Annotated in this window: 19 protein-coding genes; 9 read left to right on the top strand and 10 right to left on the bottom strand. The window is 33.0% G+C overall.

Annotated elements, in window-relative coordinates:
• Window positions 1-3: 3 nt before the first annotated feature.
• Entirely contained in the window at window positions 4-921 is a 918-nt protein-coding gene (locus tag ABD935_RS01115) for a bifunctional metallophosphatase/5'-nucleotidase (RefSeq protein WP_345189636.1), read from the top strand.
• Between the two features lie 59 nt (window positions 922-980).
• Window positions 981-1361 (top strand): DoxX family membrane protein, encoded by a 381-nt coding sequence (locus ABD935_RS01110; RefSeq protein ID WP_345189634.1) that lies wholly within the window; start codon window positions 981-983, stop codon window positions 1359-1361.
• A 7-nt stretch (window positions 1362-1368) separates the two neighbouring features.
• Here ABD935_RS01110 and ABD935_RS01105 read toward each other — a convergent pair whose 3' ends face one another.
• The 4 genes from ABD935_RS01105 to ABD935_RS01090 form a co-directional block, all read right to left on the bottom strand.
• A complete protein-coding gene (locus tag ABD935_RS01105) occupies window positions 1369-1914 on the bottom strand; it encodes a hypothetical protein (protein WP_345189632.1) in 546 nt (181 codons plus the stop codon).
• Window positions 1915-2192: 278 nt separating this feature from the next.
• Window positions 2193-4187 carry an NAD-dependent DNA ligase LigA gene (gene ligA, locus ABD935_RS01100; RefSeq protein WP_345189630.1) on the bottom strand — a complete coding sequence of 665 codons (1995 nt, stop codon included), beginning with the start codon at window positions 4185-4187 and terminating at the stop codon, window positions 2193-2195.
• A 35-nt stretch (window positions 4188-4222) separates the two neighbouring features.
• Window positions 4223-5089 (bottom strand): peptide chain release factor N(5)-glutamine methyltransferase, encoded by an 867-nt coding sequence (gene prmC / locus ABD935_RS01095; protein WP_345189628.1) that lies wholly within the window; start codon window positions 5087-5089, stop codon window positions 4223-4225.
• Between the two features lie 90 nt (window positions 5090-5179).
• Entirely contained in the window at window positions 5180-5671 is a 492-nt protein-coding gene (locus ABD935_RS01090; RefSeq protein ID WP_345189626.1) for a GNAT family N-acetyltransferase, read from the bottom strand.
• A 53-nt stretch (window positions 5672-5724) separates the two neighbouring features.
• Here ABD935_RS01090 and ABD935_RS01085 point away from each other — a divergent pair, with 53 nt between their 5' ends.
• From ABD935_RS01085 to ABD935_RS01070, 4 genes are read left to right on the top strand one after another with little or no spacing between them, the layout of a single operon-like run.
• Complete coding sequence (locus ABD935_RS01085; protein WP_345189624.1) at window positions 5725-6180, top strand: LEA type 2 family protein; 456 nt, start codon at window positions 5725-5727, stop codon at window positions 6178-6180.
• 2 nt (window positions 6181-6182) lie between these two features.
• Window positions 6183-7187 carry a bifunctional diaminohydroxyphosphoribosylaminopyrimidine deaminase/5-amino-6-(5-phosphoribosylamino)uracil reductase RibD gene (gene ribD, locus ABD935_RS01080; RefSeq protein WP_345189622.1) on the top strand — a complete coding sequence of 335 codons (1005 nt, stop codon included), beginning with the start codon at window positions 6183-6185 and terminating at the stop codon, window positions 7185-7187.
• On the top strand, window positions 7180-7791 hold the full coding sequence (locus tag ABD935_RS01075) for an HAD family hydrolase (protein WP_345189621.1): 612 nt from the start codon (window positions 7180-7182) through the stop codon (window positions 7789-7791). The genes ribD and ABD935_RS01075 overlap by 8 nt, the downstream gene beginning before the upstream one ends.
• A 5-nt stretch (window positions 7792-7796) precedes the next feature.
• Window positions 7797-8405 (top strand): IMPACT family protein, encoded by a 609-nt coding sequence (locus ABD935_RS01070; protein WP_345189619.1) that lies wholly within the window; start codon window positions 7797-7799, stop codon window positions 8403-8405.
• Between the two features lies 1 nt (window position 8406).
• Here ABD935_RS01070 and ABD935_RS01065 read toward each other — a convergent pair whose 3' ends face one another.
• Entirely contained in the window at window positions 8407-8805 is a 399-nt protein-coding gene (locus tag ABD935_RS01065; RefSeq protein WP_345189618.1) for an acyl-CoA thioesterase, read from the bottom strand.
• Window positions 8806-8993: 188 nt separating this feature from the next.
• Between ABD935_RS01065 and dnaA the strand changes: the two genes are divergently transcribed.
• The 3 genes from dnaA to ABD935_RS01050 are packed head-to-tail and all read left to right on the top strand — an operon-like array spanning window position 8994 to window position 11605.
• The gene (dnaA, locus tag ABD935_RS01060; RefSeq protein ID WP_345189617.1) at window positions 8994-10421 is read left to right on the top strand and encodes a chromosomal replication initiator protein DnaA; all 1428 of its coding nucleotides are present in this window, start codon (window positions 8994-8996) and stop codon (window positions 10419-10421) included.
• Window positions 10422-10433: 12 nt separating this feature from the next.
• On the top strand, window positions 10434-10892 hold the full coding sequence (locus ABD935_RS01055) for a low molecular weight protein-tyrosine-phosphatase (protein WP_345189616.1): 459 nt from the start codon (window positions 10434-10436) through the stop codon (window positions 10890-10892).
• A complete protein-coding gene (locus tag ABD935_RS01050; RefSeq protein ID WP_345189614.1) occupies window positions 10889-11605 on the top strand; it encodes an SAM-dependent methyltransferase in 717 nt (238 codons plus the stop codon). The genes ABD935_RS01055 and ABD935_RS01050 overlap by 4 nt, the downstream gene beginning before the upstream one ends.
• A gap of 59 nt (window positions 11606-11664) precedes the next feature.
• Here ABD935_RS01050 and ABD935_RS01045 read toward each other — a convergent pair whose 3' ends face one another.
• The 5 genes from ABD935_RS01045 to dapF all read right to left on the bottom strand — a co-directional run bounded on the left by ABD935_RS01045 (window position 11665) and on the right by dapF (window position 15685).
• Window positions 11665-12324 carry a peptidoglycan-binding protein LysM gene (locus tag ABD935_RS01045; protein ID WP_345189613.1) on the bottom strand — a complete coding sequence of 220 codons (660 nt, stop codon included), beginning with the start codon at window positions 12322-12324 and terminating at the stop codon, window positions 11665-11667.
• 111 nt (window positions 12325-12435) lie between these two features.
• Window positions 12436-13347: a DUF2279 domain-containing protein gene (locus ABD935_RS01040; RefSeq protein WP_345189612.1), complete on the bottom strand. Its 912-nt coding sequence runs from the start codon at window positions 13345-13347 to the stop codon at window positions 12436-12438.
• A complete protein-coding gene (gene mltG / locus ABD935_RS01035) occupies window positions 13347-14390 on the bottom strand; it encodes an endolytic transglycosylase MltG (protein WP_345189611.1) in 1044 nt (347 codons plus the stop codon). The genes ABD935_RS01040 and mltG overlap by 1 nt, the downstream gene beginning before the upstream one ends.
• Entirely contained in the window at window positions 14391-14915 is a 525-nt protein-coding gene (locus ABD935_RS01030; RefSeq protein ID WP_345189610.1) for a GNAT family N-acetyltransferase, read from the bottom strand.
• The gene (gene dapF, locus ABD935_RS01025) at window positions 14912-15685 is read right to left on the bottom strand and encodes a diaminopimelate epimerase (RefSeq protein ID WP_345189609.1); all 774 of its coding nucleotides are present in this window, start codon (window positions 15683-15685) and stop codon (window positions 14912-14914) included. Before dapF ends, ABD935_RS01030 begins: the two co-directional genes overlap by 4 nt.
• Window positions 15686-15847 lie beyond the last annotated feature (162 nt).

The following is a 15847-nucleotide window of genomic DNA, read 5'->3' as shown; positions in this document are numbered from 1 at the left end:
ATTATGAAGCGCAGAGATTTTATTCAGCAAGCATCAGCTGGAACCGCTTTAGTAACTCTTGGAAGCTTAGGTTTACAATCGTTTACCTATAAGGAGAAAACTACTAAAATCACCATTTTACACACTAACGATGTGCACAGCCATATTGATCCTTTTGGTCCTGAAGATGGTAGAAATGCTAATAAAGGAGGCGTTGCAAGACGGGCTAGTTTAATTGATTCTATTAGAAAAGAAAACCCAAATACCTTATTGCTTGATGCCGGTGATATTTTTCAAGGCACACCCTACTTTAATTATTATGGTGGCGAATTGGAGTTTAAACTCATGAGCAAACTTAAATATGACGCTGCCACTATTGGCAATCATGATTTCGACAATGGAATTGATGGCTTGTATGCGCAATTACCACATGCAGAATTCCAGTTTATTTCTGCAAATTATGATTTTTCAAACACCATAATGGACACACATACCAAACCTTATAAAATGTTCAAAAAAGATGGTATTAAAATAGGGGTTTTTGGTTTAGGAATTGAATTAAACGGATTGGTAACCCCTTCTATGTTTAAAGAAACCAAATATTTAGACCCTATTGAAATTTCTCAAGATATGACCCGTATTTTGAAGGAAGACCAACAATGCGACTTAATCATTTGCTTATCGCATTTAGGGTACTACTATAAAAACAACCCAAACAAAATAAGTGATTTAAAATTAGCTAAAACCACAAAAGACATTGATTTAATTATTGGAGGCCATACCCATACTTTTCTTCCAAAACCAACTATTGTCAAAAATAGCGAAGAAAAAAGCATGCTGGTTAACCAAGTAGGCTGTTACGGCATTAATCTAGGTCGAATAGATTTCTATTTCGATACAAACAAAGGCAAATCGGCAAACGGAACTTCTATAATTGTCTAAATTTCTATAATCTGTGATAGTTTTTCAAAAAGAAAGCGTCTGAATATAAAATTTATACGATGAAAAAATACATACCGTTAGCTTTACGACTACTAGTTGCCATTATTTTAATTCAAACTTTACGTTTTAAATTCTCTGCACATCCAGACAGTGTTTACATATTTGAAAAAGTAGGTTTAGAGCCTGTTGGAAGAATAAGTATTGGCATATTAGAACTCCTTGCAGGGATATTATTGCTTATACCTAAAACCGTTTGGGTTGGCGCAACACTTACATTAGGAATTATTGGGGGTGCTATGATAATGCATCTAACTCAGTTAGGCATTGAAGTAAAGAATGATGGTGGCGTATTATTTATAACCGCAATTGTTACATTTATACTTTCTGCAATTATTCTCTATATCCACAGAAAAGATATTCCGTTTATTAAAAAGTCATAAGACTCCTCTATTCCATAACCATATACTTCTCTTCTTCATTAACCTTGTTTACTAGCTTTGATTGTTGATAAAAGAAATAAAAGGCAGCAACAGCAAGCGTAGTAGCTAAAACATTTAATATGCATCGTTGGGCAATATAAAGATAAGCTACGTCAATAACTTCAGAAAAAACAATACATAAAGCTCCTAAAAACATATACAAGGACTTTTTATCATCTCTAAAGAAATAATTTAATAACGCTACAGATAACAATGAAAGCATCACTATATTATATGTTAGCTCCAGATAATAGTTGTTATACATGCCATCATACGGATTGAGAATCATCTGTAAGACATAAACCAGATATACATTCAAAATAGTTAAAACAACTAAATGAATTTTGAAATTTTTTAAGACATGAAAGAAACTAATTGATTTGGCAATCTTTATAAACAAGAATGCATAAGCTAATATATATAATGAATTTCCTATATAATAATCAAAATCATACATTATTGAATCTTCATTAAAAGGAATACTGTAAATTATGACTCCTAATAAATCTGACATTGAATAACATAATAAAAACATCAAAAAGAAAATATTTTTCTTATTTACAAATAACATATAAATCAATGTTATCACCGGTATAATGAGAGAATTCAAGTAATATGCCACATCACTATTGCCCGTAAACTCAAAAATAACGAACAACACATATAACACTAAAACAAATCCTACCAAGACTTTCGACTTGTACATAATAGTAATTTACAATTAGAAGACAAATATAATAAAATATTGCAATTAAACGTATAAAAACGACTTTTTATCGATAAAAAATAAAATTACATTAATTTTTGTAAGAATTCATACTCGTTTATTAATGAAATATTTAGCTTTTCTGCCTTGTCTTTTTTACTTGGCCCCATATTATCTCCAGCTACTATATAACTTGTTTTTGAAGAAATAGAACTACTCACCTTTCCCCCATTGTCTTCAATAAGTTTTTTAAGCTCATTTCTAGAAACCGAATGAAAAACTCCAGAGACAACAACAATATCACCTTTTAATTTATCGGTCTGTCCGATAAGCTGCTCTGCAGACATTTCTAACTGAACCCCAAAAACTTTTAACCTATTAATAATAGTGGCATTTTCTTCTGAAGCAAAAAAAGCAGTAACACTTTCAGCTATCTTAACACCAATTTCATCAACGTTCACCAATTCATCTTGCGAAGCAACAGCAATAGCATCTATACGCTTATAATGTTTTGCCAACTTTTTTGCCACAGTTTCTCCAACGTACCGAATACCTAAAGCATAAAGCACACGCTCAAAAGGAATGTTTTTTGATTGCTCAATACCCTGAATTAAATTCTCTGCACTTTTTTCAGCCATGCGTTCTAGCGGAATAACCTGATCTTTGGTTAATTCATATAAATCTGAATAATTTTTAATCAAACCTTCATTTACCAAAAGCGCCACAGTTTCTCCTCCTAAACCATCAATATCCATAGCTTTTCTGGATATAAAATGCTGTATTCTACCAATAATTTGCGGATTACATCCATTATAATTTGGGCAATAATGCTGCGCTTCGCCTTCTTGCCTAACTAATGCTGTTTCACATTCAGGGCATCGTGTTATATATTGTGTTGGCTCAGAATTCGCTGGACGCTTACTTAAATCTACACCTAAGATTTTGGGGATAATTTCCCCACCCTTTTCAACATAAACCACATCACCAACCCTTATATCTAGTTTTTCAATCTGATCCGCATTGTGCAAAGAGGCGCGCTTAACAGTTGTTCCTGCTAACTCTACAGGCTCTAAATTAGCCACGGGTGTTATAGCTCCCGTTCGACCAACTTGGTACGTAATACTATTTAATCGTGTAGAAACTTGTTCTGCTTTAAACTTATAAGCCATTGCCCAACGTGGTGCTTTGGCCGTATAACCTAGCTCTTCTTGTTGCTGTAAATCGTTTACTTTAACAACTACACCATCCGTTTCATAAGGCAAATCGTGACGATGCACATCCCAATAATTAATAAACTCTAAAACGTCATCAATAGAATTAGCTATTTTTGCTGCTTTAGGCACTTTAAACCCCCATTGTCTTGCTTTATCTAAACTTTCAAATTGTGTCTTGATCCCTAAATTAGAACCTGTTAAATTATAAAGCAAACATTCTAACGGACGCTTAGCAACCTCAGCACTATCCTGTAATTTTAAACTTCCTGACGCCGTATTTCTTGGGTTTCTATAAGGCTCTTCACCAATTTCAATACGTTCTTCATTCATTTTATTGAAACCATCAAAAGGCAATACAATTTCACCACGTATATCAAACTTTGGTGGATAATCTCCTTTTAATTGAAGCGGAACTGATTTAATGGTTTTTATGTTTGCCGTAACGTTATCACCCTGAAATCCGTCGCCTCGAGTAATGGCTTTTATTAAATTGCCATTTTCATAGGTTAAACTTATAGAAGCACCATCATATTTTAATTCACAAGTATATTGAACCACTCCATCTACCAATTTTTTAATTCGGGTTTCCCAATCTTGCAAATCTTCTTTAGAATATGAATTATCTAAGGAATACATACGATGCTCATGAGGAATAGTCTCAAAATTCTTGGTAACAGCTCCTCCAACACGTTGTGTTGGTGAATTTGCATCAAAAAACTCGGGATACTTAGCTTCTAATTCTTGAAGTTCTTTCAGTTTAACATCAAAATCATAATCTGAAATGGTTGCATTATCAAGCACATAGTAATTATAATTATGCTCCCTTAGTTCGTTCCGTAAGTCTTGTATTTGTTGTTTTACACTCATTTACTTGTAAAATATTTACTTGAAATTTAAAAAAATTAAAATTCGTTAATCTTTTCTCCCTTAATCATTCTATCTTTTTTAAAAATGTCTTGTTTTAGCTCTATATTCTTGAAATTATTATCATTTAATAAATCAACCATGTCATGTCCTAAATATTCATTAATCTCAAAAAACAACTGCCCACCCATCGATAAATTACTGGAAGCAAATTGTGTTATCGCTTCATAAAATAGTAACGGGTTTTCATCTTTTACAAAAAGTGCCAAATGAGGCTCATTTTCTAAAACATTAGGTTTCATAAACCGCTTTTCCTTTTCTCGCACATAAGGCGGATTGGAAACTATGATATCAAATTTGTGAGATACTGAAACAAGTTCAGCATGACCTACGGTCAAGATATCAGCCTCTACAAACTCAACATTAACATCATTTAAATCTGCATTTTCTTTTGCTGTTTTTAACGCTTTCGCGGAAACATCCAGAGCAAAAACTTTAGCATTTGGCAAGTTTTTAGCTAATGAGATAGCAATACAACCGCTTCCTGTTCCTATATCCAAAATAGTAATAGGTTTATTATGATCTACTTTTTTCAAAACCCATTCAACTAATTCTTCGGTTTCAGGCCTTGGAATCAAAACATGGCCGTTCACTTTAAAAGGCAATCCATTAAATTCGGTTTCTCCAATTATATATTGAATTGGCTTTTGCTGCTTCAATAACTCTAAAGCATCCATAATTTCTTTGGAATCATCAATAGCATAATCAGAATCCATAGCTAGTTGAATTCTTGATACACCATAAAAGGATTCTATCAGCATAAAAAAGAAGCTATTAACCTCTTCCTCACCATAAATCGAATCTAATTCTTGATGATATGTATTTTGAATATCTTTTAACTTCATTTTTATTATACTGACATGTTTCTAGCTTAAACCAACTTACTTTTTCAAAGCATTTTTTTAGTTCAAAAATCTAAAATCGATATTCGTTAATCACAAATCCTTCAACATCCAAACACCACATGAGTAATGTCCAGTACTACCTAGCGCTCCTCCTAAATGCTTAAACCCATAGCTTTCATAAATATGAATTGCTGCTTTAAGTTGTGATGCCGATTCTAGATAACATTTTTTATATCCCAACTCTTTGGCTTTTTCCAAACATTTTTCAAATAACGCTCTTCCATAACCCATACCTCTTACTTTTGGTGAAAAATACATTTTTTGAATTTCACAAATGTCATTTTCAAAATCCTTTAAAGGTTTTATTCCTCCTCCTCCCAAAACTTCTCCGTTAAAATCAATTACAAAATAGATCTCGTTATCATTTTGATAAGACTCAAACATCCTCGGTGTTTCAGCATCAGAATATGCAGTGCCCTCTAAAGGAATTTCAAACTCATAAAAACACGCCCTAATAACCTGCTCTAATTGCGTGTTATCTCGAGGTTCAATTTCTCGAATAACTATATTATCTTTGTTCACTACAATCGTAACTTTTAAGCAAGTGAAGATACATTAAATCGAAAAAAATCAGAATGAAAAAACTTATAATCTTATCAACAATCTTCATCGCTGTCATGAGCTGTTCTGTAAATGAAAAACCTCAATTTATTGGTGTAGAAAATATTAAGGTTTTAGAATCCACCTCTAAATACGTCACTTTTACTGCAGATGCGCTATTTATAAATCCAAATGACATTGGCGGCGAATTACAAACCGATGAAATAAAAGTTTTTGTAAATGATAATGAAATGGCATCAGTTTCAACAGAAAGCTTTGAAGTACCTGCAAAAAAAGAGTTTTCAATTCCTCTAAAAACAAAAGTCCCTACAGACAGCCTGTTTAGCAACAAAAGTATAGGCGGTTTAATTAGCAGCTTGTTCAGTAAAAAGGCAAAAGTGCAATACAAAGGCGATATTAAATATAAAGTATTAGGCTTCTCATATACCTACAATATCGATAAAACCGAAGACGTAAAAATCAAACTTTAGTATTGACAAAACACGAAACTCACATAAAACGCTGTATACAAATTGCTAAAAATGGTTTAGGAAACACCAACCCAAACCCGATGGTTGGCAGTGTAATTGTTTACAACAACACCATTATAGGAGAAGGTTTTACAAGTCCTTACGGGGGGAATCATGCCGAAGTTAATGCGATTAATTCAGTTTCAAATAAAGATTTATTAAAAAAAGCCACACTTTACGTAACTCTAGAACCCTGTTCGCACTACGGAAAAACGCCACCTTGCAGCGACCTTATTATTAAGCACAACATACCAAACATAGTTATTGGCTGTATTGATGACAATGAGAAAGTAGCAGGAAAAGGGATTGAAAAATTAAGAGATGCTGGCTGTAACGTAACTGTTGGCATCCTAGAAAATGCGTGTAAAAATCATCATAAACGATTTTTTACCTATCATAATAAAAAACGCCCTTATATTATTTTGAAATGGGCAGAAACCAAAGATGGCTTTATTGCTCCTGAAACTAAAAACGAACAAAAACCTGTATGGATCACAAATACATTTTCCAGACAATTAGTACACAAATGGCGTACAGAAGAGCAAGCTATTTTGGTTGGAACAAATACTGTATTAGAGGACAATCCCTCATTGACTGTTAGAGATTGGACTGGAAAAAATCCTATTAGGTTAGTTATTGATAAAAATGAAAAACTTTCAAAAAAACATAGCGTTTTTAATACTGCTGCTGAAACTATTTTAATTTCAAAAAACAACATTGATTTTTCGAAAAACTTGGCAAAACAGATTTGTGATTTACTATTCGAAAAGAATATAAGTTCTGTCATTATTGAAGGTGGCACAAAAACACTAGAAACCTTTATAGACGAAAATCTTTGGGATGAAGCCAGAGTCTTTATTGGAAACACAGAATTCAAAAAAGGCACTAAAGCTCCTAGATTCCAAGGAAAACTAATTCCTGAAGAAAACATAATCACGGATACTCTTAAAATTTATAAAAATGATTAAAACCATCATTTTCGATTTCGGCAATGTATTTATTAATTTAGACATTGAAGCCGCACACAAACACGCTTTAGAAACATTTCAGATAGAATCTTTATCCGAAGAAATGCTAGGGTTTAATAGTTTTTATGAGCAAGGATTAATTTCTACGGATGAATTTCTTGAATTTTACTCTGAAAACTTTCCCAAATTACCCAAAGAAGAACTTATTGATGTTTGGAATTTCATGCTAAAAGATTTCCCTGAAAATCGCTTAGCCTTTTTAAAAACACTGAAACAATCTTCAAAGTATAAATTGATTTTATTGAGCAACACCAATGCGCTTCATATTAATTACATAAAAGAACAACTTACTTTTTATGAGGAGTTTAAAAAGTGTTTTGATAGCTTCTATCTTTCACACGAAATTAACTTGATAAAACCGAACCAAGATATTTTTGAATTTGTTTTAAATGAAAATAAACTCAAAGCTGCGGAATGTCTTTTTATTGATGACAATCAGGACAATATAAACACAGCAAACACTTTAAAGATTAAAACGTGGCATATTAACCCAGAAACTGAAGATGTTATCAATCTATTTGAAACTAAGAAAAACTTATTTTAAGTAATTTGATTGAAAAAGACACATACAAAACCATTGAAGCAACGCCTGAGCCTGTTTTATTTAAAGACAAAAACAGTAAATTCTTCGGTTATGCCTTTCCTGTTTTAAATGAAGATGCTGTTAGATTCCATTTAGAAAAACTAAAAAAAGAACACCACTCCGCAAGACACTGGTGTTACGCCTACCAAATTGGGACTGAAACCATATCTTATCGCGCTAATGATGATGGCGAACCTAGCAATTCTGCAGGAATGACAATTTACGGACAAATACAATCTTTTCAGGTTACCAATATTTTAATTGTTGTAGTTCGCTATTTTGGAGGGGTTAAATTAGGAGTTGGCGGCTTAATTAACGCTTATAGAACTGCCGCACAAATGATTCTTGAAGCATCAACTATTATTAAAAAAACCATCAATACAGACTACCTCATTTCTTTTGAATACAAGAATATGAATACCGTAATGCGTGTTATAAAAGAGAGGAACCTAAATATGATTGATCAAAAATTAGAAATGGATTGCCAAATTACTATTTCGGTAAGAAAAAATGAAGCTGAATCTGTTTTTGAAATTTTCAACCGCCTTTTTGAAATAAACATAAAAAAATTATAAATTAGTCTTCAAGAAGGTCCAAAATATATTGCGGTGCCCGAACCGGACGGTTTGTTTTCATATCCATAAACACTAACGTTGTATTTGCGGTTGTTAAAATTTCACCTTTTTCATTGGTGATTTCATACTCAAATTCAATCTTAGCAGTTGGCGCCTTTTTTAGTTGAGTTTTTACATTAATTACATCATCATAACCTACTGATTTTTTATAGTTTATACTCAAAGAAACTACAGGTAACATAATACCATTTTCTTCCATCGATTTATAAGAAACCCCCAATTTTCTCAACCACTCAATTCGTCCCATTTCAAGATATAGCGTATAGTTACCGTGATATACCACACCCATTTGATCCGTTTCACCGTATCTCACTCTTATTTGTATTTCATCGATTTTCATAAGTTTTATTGAATATTTTTTTGTAGTTTCGGCAATAGGTTAAACATGAGGAAAAATTTCTAAAAATTCAATAGTAAATCATTTTTTTTTTAAGATTTTTGTTCACATATTTGCCTCACAGTAAAAGGGGGGGTATGAAAAGTTGTTTTTCATATAAAAATCTAACAAAAAAATCAACAAAGTAAAGCATGAGTGTAACTGCGCAATCGGTATGGAATAATTGTCTGGAATTCATAAAGGATAACATCCAACCGCAAGCATACAAAACTTGGTTTGAACCCATCATCGCAGTTAAACTTACAGATAATGCATTAAGTATTCAGGTGCCTAGTAAATTCTTTTACGAATGGCTTGAAGAACATTATGTAAAAATCCTTAAAGTATCACTCACAAAAGAATTAGGCGAAAAAGCCAAACTTGTTTACATTATTAAAATGGAAAATACGTATGGCAACAAACAACCTTTTACCGAAAGAATTCCTAGTTCTAACAGAAACGCATTAAAATCTCAAGATGTTGACGTCCCTTTCAACAACAAAAGTCCTGAGTTACGCAATCCGTTTGTTATTCCTGGCATTAGAAATGTAAAGATTGAATCTCAACTTAACCCTAATTATAGTTTTGAAAATTTCTTAGAAGGTGACTCTAACAGATTAGCACGAAGTGCCGGATTAGCAGTTGCGACAAAACCAGGTGGAACATCCTTCAACCCATTATTAATTTTTGGCGGTGTTGGCTTAGGAAAAACCCATTTAGCACATGCTATTGGTGTCGATATTAAAGATAAGTATCCAGAAAAAACAGTTTTATATATTTCTGCTGAAAAGTTCACACAACAATATATAGATGCTGTTAAGAAAAACAATAGAAATGATTTTATTCATTTTTACCAAATTATAGATGTACTTATTATTGATGATGTACAATTCCTTTCTGGCAAATCAGGAACTCAGGATGTATTCTTCCATATTTTCAATCATTTACATCAAAACGGGAAACAGGTTATTTTAACAAGTGACAAGGCTCCTGTTGACATGCAAGATATTGAACAACGTTTATTATCTCGTTTTAAATGGGGATTATCAGCTGAATTACAAAACCCAGATTTTGAAACTCGGGTTTCTATCCTAAAAAACAAACTCTATCGTGATGGTGTTGAAATGCCCGAAGATATTATTGAATATGTAGCTAAAAATATTAAATCCAATGTTAGGGAGTTAGAAGGCGCTATTATTTCGTTAATTGCCCAATCCTCTTTCAATAAAAAAGAGATTACTATAGATTTAGCTAGAACTATAGTTGAGAAATTTGTAAAAAACACAAAACGCGAAGTTTCTATAGATTATATCCAAAAAATAGTATCAGACTATTTTCTAATGGATGTTGACACTTTACAATCTAAAACTCGAAAGCGCCATATTGTACAAGCAAGGCAATTGGCCATGTTTTTTGCTAAAAAACTCACTAAAGCTTCTTTAGCAAGTATTGGTTCTCAAATAGGAAAACGAGATCACGCAACTGTGCTTCACGCTTGCAAAACGGTAGATAATTTATCTTCAACAGATAAGCAATTTAGAAAATATGTTGACGATATCACTAAAAAGCTTTCCGTTTAAAATTCATTTAAAATGACTAAAATTCTGATGGTATGCTTGGGAAACATTTGTCGTTCTCCACTAGCCGAAGGTATTTTAAAATCTAAACTCCCAGATTCTTTTAGTGTTGATTCTGCAGGGACGGCAAATTATCATATTGGCACTTCTCCTGATAAGCGATCTGTTGCCGTTGGTAAAAAATACGGGTTAGATATTTCTAATTTAAAAGGACGCCAGTTTGAGGTTTCAGATTTTGATGCATTTGAATTGATTTATGTTATGGATGAATCTAACTTCAAAAATGTTATTAAACTTGCTAGAAACAATGAAGATATTGATAAAGTAAAATTCATTTTAAATGAAATTTATCCAAATCAAAATTATGATGTTCCAGATCCTTATTACGGAGGAGATGAAGGTTTTGAAAATATTTACAAAATGCTAGATGAAGCTTGTTCGATTATTGCAAATACGTTAACTTCCAAAAAATGACAAATACTAAAGGCAAACTCTATTTAATACCAACTACTTTAGGCGATAATGACCCGCTAGAAGTTTTGCCTATTACAGTAAAAAAAACGATTGACAAGATTGATGTTTTCATTGTTGAAAATGAAAAATCGGCACGTCGGGTTATCAAAAAAATAAGTCCAGAAAAACCGCAACCCACCTTACAACTATTCCTTTTAAATAAACACACAGACGCATCAACTTTACCAAACTTTTTAGAACCGTGCTTAAACGGTGTTAACGTAGGTCTTTTATCCGAAGCAGGTTGTCCAGGTGTTGCAGACCCTGGTGCTGATGTAGTGAAATTAGCACATCAAAAAAACATAAAAGTTGTTCCTCTAGTTGGGCCATCTTCGATTTTAATGGCGATAATGAGCTCTGGAATGAACGGACAAAGCTTTGCATTTAACGGCTACCTACCTATCGATAAAGGTGAACGAAAAAATGAAATTAAACGATTGGAGCGTTTATCGTTTGAACATAATCAATCGCAAATATTTATAGAAACACCTTATAGAAATAATAAAATGCTTGAGGATTTATCGCATAGTCTTGAAAATAACACAGATGTCTGTGTGGCTTGTGATATTACACTTCATAGTGAGTTCATAAAAACACAAACGGCTAACCAATGGAAAAAAAATATGATAGATCTACATAAGAGACCTACCATATTTATTATTCATAAAAGCTAAGGTTCCCGCCTCAGCGAGCATGACAATTTCAACTGAAACCTGTGTTTTTTTTTTCAAAACTATACAGCCTTCGCTTTTCTATTTGGTTTCACAAAAGAGGTATCGTAACCAGAAAAACGCTTCATATAGTAACGCACCGTAGTACCGTAGCCATCTGCAAAATTATCTAGTCCGTAACTTCTTAAGTAATTTTTTACACTGCCAGGACCCGCTAAATGAGCCGCCGCTAAAATACCAGATTCCGTTACAATAATACCATTGATTCGTTTTCCAACAAAGTTTTTGATATCTCGTCTTAAAATCCATTTATTACGTGCTGTATTGGCAACAAATGCTTTTTCTTGTAAACTAGGGTTCTTCAAAAACTTAGCTGGATTATTAATACCAATCATTTTTAAAGTCTCAGCTCCAAACTGATATTTTCCTAAATACCCATAAGTGTTTACTGAAAAATAGTTTCCTCCAGATTCCTTAAAAGCCAAAGCCTCTTTAAAACCTACAAATGATTTTCCTAAATAAGGTGAAAATGCGAAGTCTGAAGTATTTAATGCTGAAAGTTTATCACTATCATTTGCATTATCACTTACTGTGTAATTTAAGCACAACCCCTCTGTAGAGTATTTACTTAAATCAATTGTTTCATTAGTTTTTAATGAAACATGTAATAGTACACATATTGTAAGCGTCAGTATCGAATAACTTGCAATATTTCTTACCATAATTTTTAAATTTTTTCAGCACATTTTAATATAAAATACGCCTTGAAATTTGAGCGTGCAAAATTAGCCTTTTTTTTAATAACTTCAAAATTAATCGATTATATGCTATCTTTAATAGTAGAATAGATGAAATACACACTTATTTTTATTGATTTCTAGTGTTGGTAGCGGTATTTTTATCATATTAAAAACATCAAAAATAGACCTCAATAATTTTGAGTTTGTCCTAATAGCATTCAAATTTACATCAAAACCCAAATAGTATTGCCGATACCGCTCGTTACTTGTTAACACTTGGTTGTCAACATCTTTCACCCCTGTTAGCATCCCTTCTGCACCATAGCCTACGGCAACATTTAACCACTTAGGGATTTTACTTTCTTTAAAGAATGCATGTAGGTTTGCGCTTAACCAATAGGTTTGTCCGTTATAATCTTTCAAAACCTGTTCTATAAACGAATCTCCAAGCTTATCTGGTCGTTGTTTAGCATATCCTGTTTGATGAAAAGAGTATTTTAGGGCAATTCTTTGCTCATCCCATAATAATTCTTGTCCAATATACAAACCTGTTCCTGCTCCATTTGCTAAAATATCTCCCCATGAAAATCCCCATGCCGATGAATACCCATCAAGCATTTCAACAGTAGTTAAAAAAGTAAATCCTAAAGTAGCTCCATAAATTAATTGATTCTTTTTACTAACACCGCTCCAATTTAAAAGTTGTGCACCATGCCTCCCAACTTGGTAGGATGTAAAAACATGACCGAGTTTATCCATTTGCAACCACTCGTTATTATCATTTATAGTTTGAAATTTAGAACGCTCAAAATCGGCATACCAAAGTTGATTCAATCCAATAAGCGCCATACCCGACAAAGATGCTTCGGTAATAATAACAGCATTTCTCCTTGGTTTATTAAGTGTATCACTTGGCGTTAAAAACGCATCAAGTTTAGATTGCGAAAAGGAAAAAATAGGAAATAATACTAAAAGAACAATATGTTTTATTGCAAAACACTTCACTATTTATTAATCCCTTGAGATGACAAATAACGTTGGTATGCTCTAGCATTTACATTATGCTGCGTAAGGGTTTTAGCAAACTTATGAAAGCCATAACGTTTAGCATCAGCAGCAAAATACAAGTATTTATGTTTCTCATAATTTAAAACCGCGTCAATTGCCGAAATATCTGGCATAGCAATAAGCCCAGGAGGTAATCCTCTATTTTTATAAGTATTATAAGGTGATTCAATGTCTTTATGAACATTTAACACCCGTTTTATAACGGTCTTTTGATATTTAGGAAGTTGATATGCGGCAAACTTTAATGTAGGATCAGCTTGAAGCGGCATCCCAATTCTTAACCTGTTCATATAAACACCTGCAATTCTTGGCTGCTCACTGGCTTGTTTTGATTCTTCATAGACAATAGAAGCCAATGTGATAACTTGGTCTTGAGACAAACCATTATCATGTGCTTTTTGAATTCTAGTATCAGTCCAAAAACGCTTATATTCTTTAAGCATTCTATTTCTAAACCCTTCTGCAGAAGTATTCCAGAAAAACTCGTAACTATTTGGCAAATACATACCTAATGCAGTGGCTTTGCTGAATTTATTTTCAACCAAAAAGGCATCGTCATGCATAGCATTTATAAGCGACACACTATCAGCTTCTATCTCTTTTGAAACACGTCCTGCTAATCTTTCTAATGTACTTTGGTTATTGAACGATACTTTGATTGGCAAATTTTTACTTCGGATAGAATTAATAATATCGTTATTAGTCATGCCTTTTTTAATGGCATACTTTCCTGCTTTTATATTTGTCGTGTACTTTTTTTGTTCCGCTAAATCATCAAACGAATCAATATCCTCCAACAAGGGCTCTAATTGATTGCGAACCTCATCATAACTCGCATTTGACGGAATATATATATAAGCCGTTTCGTTATTAAACGCTGTGTTAGGTTTTAACATGGCCTTGTAAACAAAATTTGCAAAAAACGCGGCTACAACAAGTCCAATAACTAAAATAGCAAGAAGTATCTTTTTTATATACATTTAATTATTTATAAGCTGAAATAGATATTCATTTTTATAGGAACCATTTATGGTGTTCCAATCTTTTTTGAGACCAATTTCTTTAAAGCCATGATTGGCAAATAATTTTATACTGGCTTCGTTTTCTTCTGAAATATTACAATATAACTGGTGCAAGCCTAAATGTGTAAAACTATAATCAATGAGTAATTTTAAAGCCTCATTTCCGTAGCCCTTTAATCTATCGCTAGGTTCTTTTACTAAGATGCCAACGCCTGCTCTACTATTTTTAAAATCGAAATCGAATAAATCAATCATGCCTAAAGTCACTTCACTATAACTTGAAATAACCAATCTTAATTGCTTCACTTCAAAAATATCTTTGTGAGCATTTTCTAAATATTGTTTTATTAAAAACTTAGAATATGGTGTTTGGGTATTACTAATTTCCCAAATAGATTCGTCATTTTCAACAGTATGGATAAACTCCAAATCCTCAGGTTCTAAAGCACGTAAATATATGTTTTCGCCCTTTAGAGTAATCATATTATTCCTTTATAAACAAAAGTTGCTGGACCAATTAGCCAGACGTTTTTGTACACCTCATTTTCTACATCAAAACACACTTGCAAGTCGCCTCCTTCTACATTTAAAGTGATGTGTTTTTTGTCTGCCTCCCCTAAATAATGCATAGCTAACGCAACCGCTGTTACCCCTGTACCGCATGACAAAGTTTCATCCTCCACGCCTCGCTCATAAGTTCTTACACGAAATGTCGTATCAGATACTTTTTTTACAAAATTGACATTAGTTCCAGCGTCATTATATGGCGAACCATATCTGATTTTCGCGCCTTCGCTTTTAATATCGAAATCCTCAATATGGCTTTCAAATTGCACATGATGGGGCGACCCTGTATTTAAAAACACATGGTTTTTATATTTTTCAATGGCATCAACATCTTGCATTTGCAGTTTCACGATATTGCCATCTATTGTGGCGTGGTGCACCCCATCAATAGCTTCAAAAACAGCTTTATTTGTAATAACGCCTAATTGTTTTGCAAAAGCCACTAAGCAACGCCCCCCGTTTCCGCACATAGTACTTTCGTTCCCATCAGCATTAAAGTACACCATTCTAAAATCAAAATCAGGATGGTTTTCCAATAAAATAAGTCCGTCTGCTCCTATGCCAAAACGTCTGTCGCACAAATGGTTAATACGTTTGGTATCATTTTTGTCGAAGATTTGTTGACGATTATCAATCATCACAAAATCATTTCCTGTTCCTTGATATTTGTAAAAAGTCTGTTGCATAATAAAAGCACAAAGATAAAGAAGTGATTTAAATTTTTTGGTTGTTATCAAGAATTTTGGGTAATCCAGAAAAGCGTGTTGATAATGAAAAAATCATGAATGGGAAGCGCGTTAGGAATTGAGGTATTTGTTGAAGCTCTTTTTGTGTTGTTGCACCTATGC

The organism is Algibacter agarivorans (assembly GCF_039543245.1).
Classification (GTDB): domain Bacteria; phylum Bacteroidota; class Bacteroidia; order Flavobacteriales; family Flavobacteriaceae; genus Algibacter_G; species Algibacter_G agarivorans.
This window is presented reverse-complemented; position numbering and strand designations above follow the sequence as displayed.

Excerpts from the sequence above, each read along its gene's own strand:
- ABD935_RS01115 (WP_345189636.1), top strand. The coding sequence starts at position 4 with ATGAAGCGCAGAGATTTTATTCAGCAAGCATCAGCTGGAACCGCTTTA.
- ABD935_RS01110 (WP_345189634.1), top strand. The coding sequence starts at position 981 with ATGAAAAAATACATACCGTTAGCTTTACGACTACTAGTTGCCATTATT.
- ABD935_RS01105 (WP_345189632.1), bottom strand. The coding sequence starts at position 1,914 with ATGTCAGATTTATTAGGAGTCATAATTTACAGTATTCCTTTTAATGAA.
- ligA (WP_345189630.1), bottom strand. The coding sequence starts at position 4,187 with ATGAGTGTAAAACAACAAATACAAGACTTACGGAACGAACTAAGGGAG.
- prmC (WP_345189628.1), bottom strand. The coding sequence starts at position 5,089 with ATGAAGTTAAAAGATATTCAAAATACATATCATCAAGAATTAGATTCG.
- ABD935_RS01085 (WP_345189624.1), top strand. The coding sequence starts at position 5,725 with ATGAAAAAACTTATAATCTTATCAACAATCTTCATCGCTGTCATGAGC.
- ABD935_RS01075 (WP_345189621.1), top strand. The coding sequence starts at position 7,180 with ATGATTAAAACCATCATTTTCGATTTCGGCAATGTATTTATTAATTTA.
- ABD935_RS01065 (WP_345189618.1), bottom strand. The coding sequence starts at position 8,805 with ATGAAAATCGATGAAATACAAATAAGAGTGAGATACGGTGAAACGGAT.
- dnaA (WP_345189617.1), top strand. The coding sequence starts at position 8,994 with ATGAGTGTAACTGCGCAATCGGTATGGAATAATTGTCTGGAATTCATA.
- ABD935_RS01055 (WP_345189616.1), top strand. The coding sequence starts at position 10,434 with ATGACTAAAATTCTGATGGTATGCTTGGGAAACATTTGTCGTTCTCCA.
- ABD935_RS01050 (WP_345189614.1), top strand. The coding sequence starts at position 10,889 with ATGACAAATACTAAAGGCAAACTCTATTTAATACCAACTACTTTAGGC.
- ABD935_RS01045 (WP_345189613.1), bottom strand. The coding sequence starts at position 12,324 with ATGGTAAGAAATATTGCAAGTTATTCGATACTGACGCTTACAATATGT.
- mltG (WP_345189611.1), bottom strand. The coding sequence starts at position 14,390 with ATGTATATAAAAAAGATACTTCTTGCTATTTTAGTTATTGGACTTGTT.
- ABD935_RS01030 (WP_345189610.1), bottom strand. The coding sequence starts at position 14,915 with ATGATTACTCTAAAGGGCGAAAACATATATTTACGTGCTTTAGAACCT.
- dapF (WP_345189609.1), bottom strand. The coding sequence starts at position 15,685 with ATGCAACAGACTTTTTACAAATATCAAGGAACAGGAAATGATTTTGTG.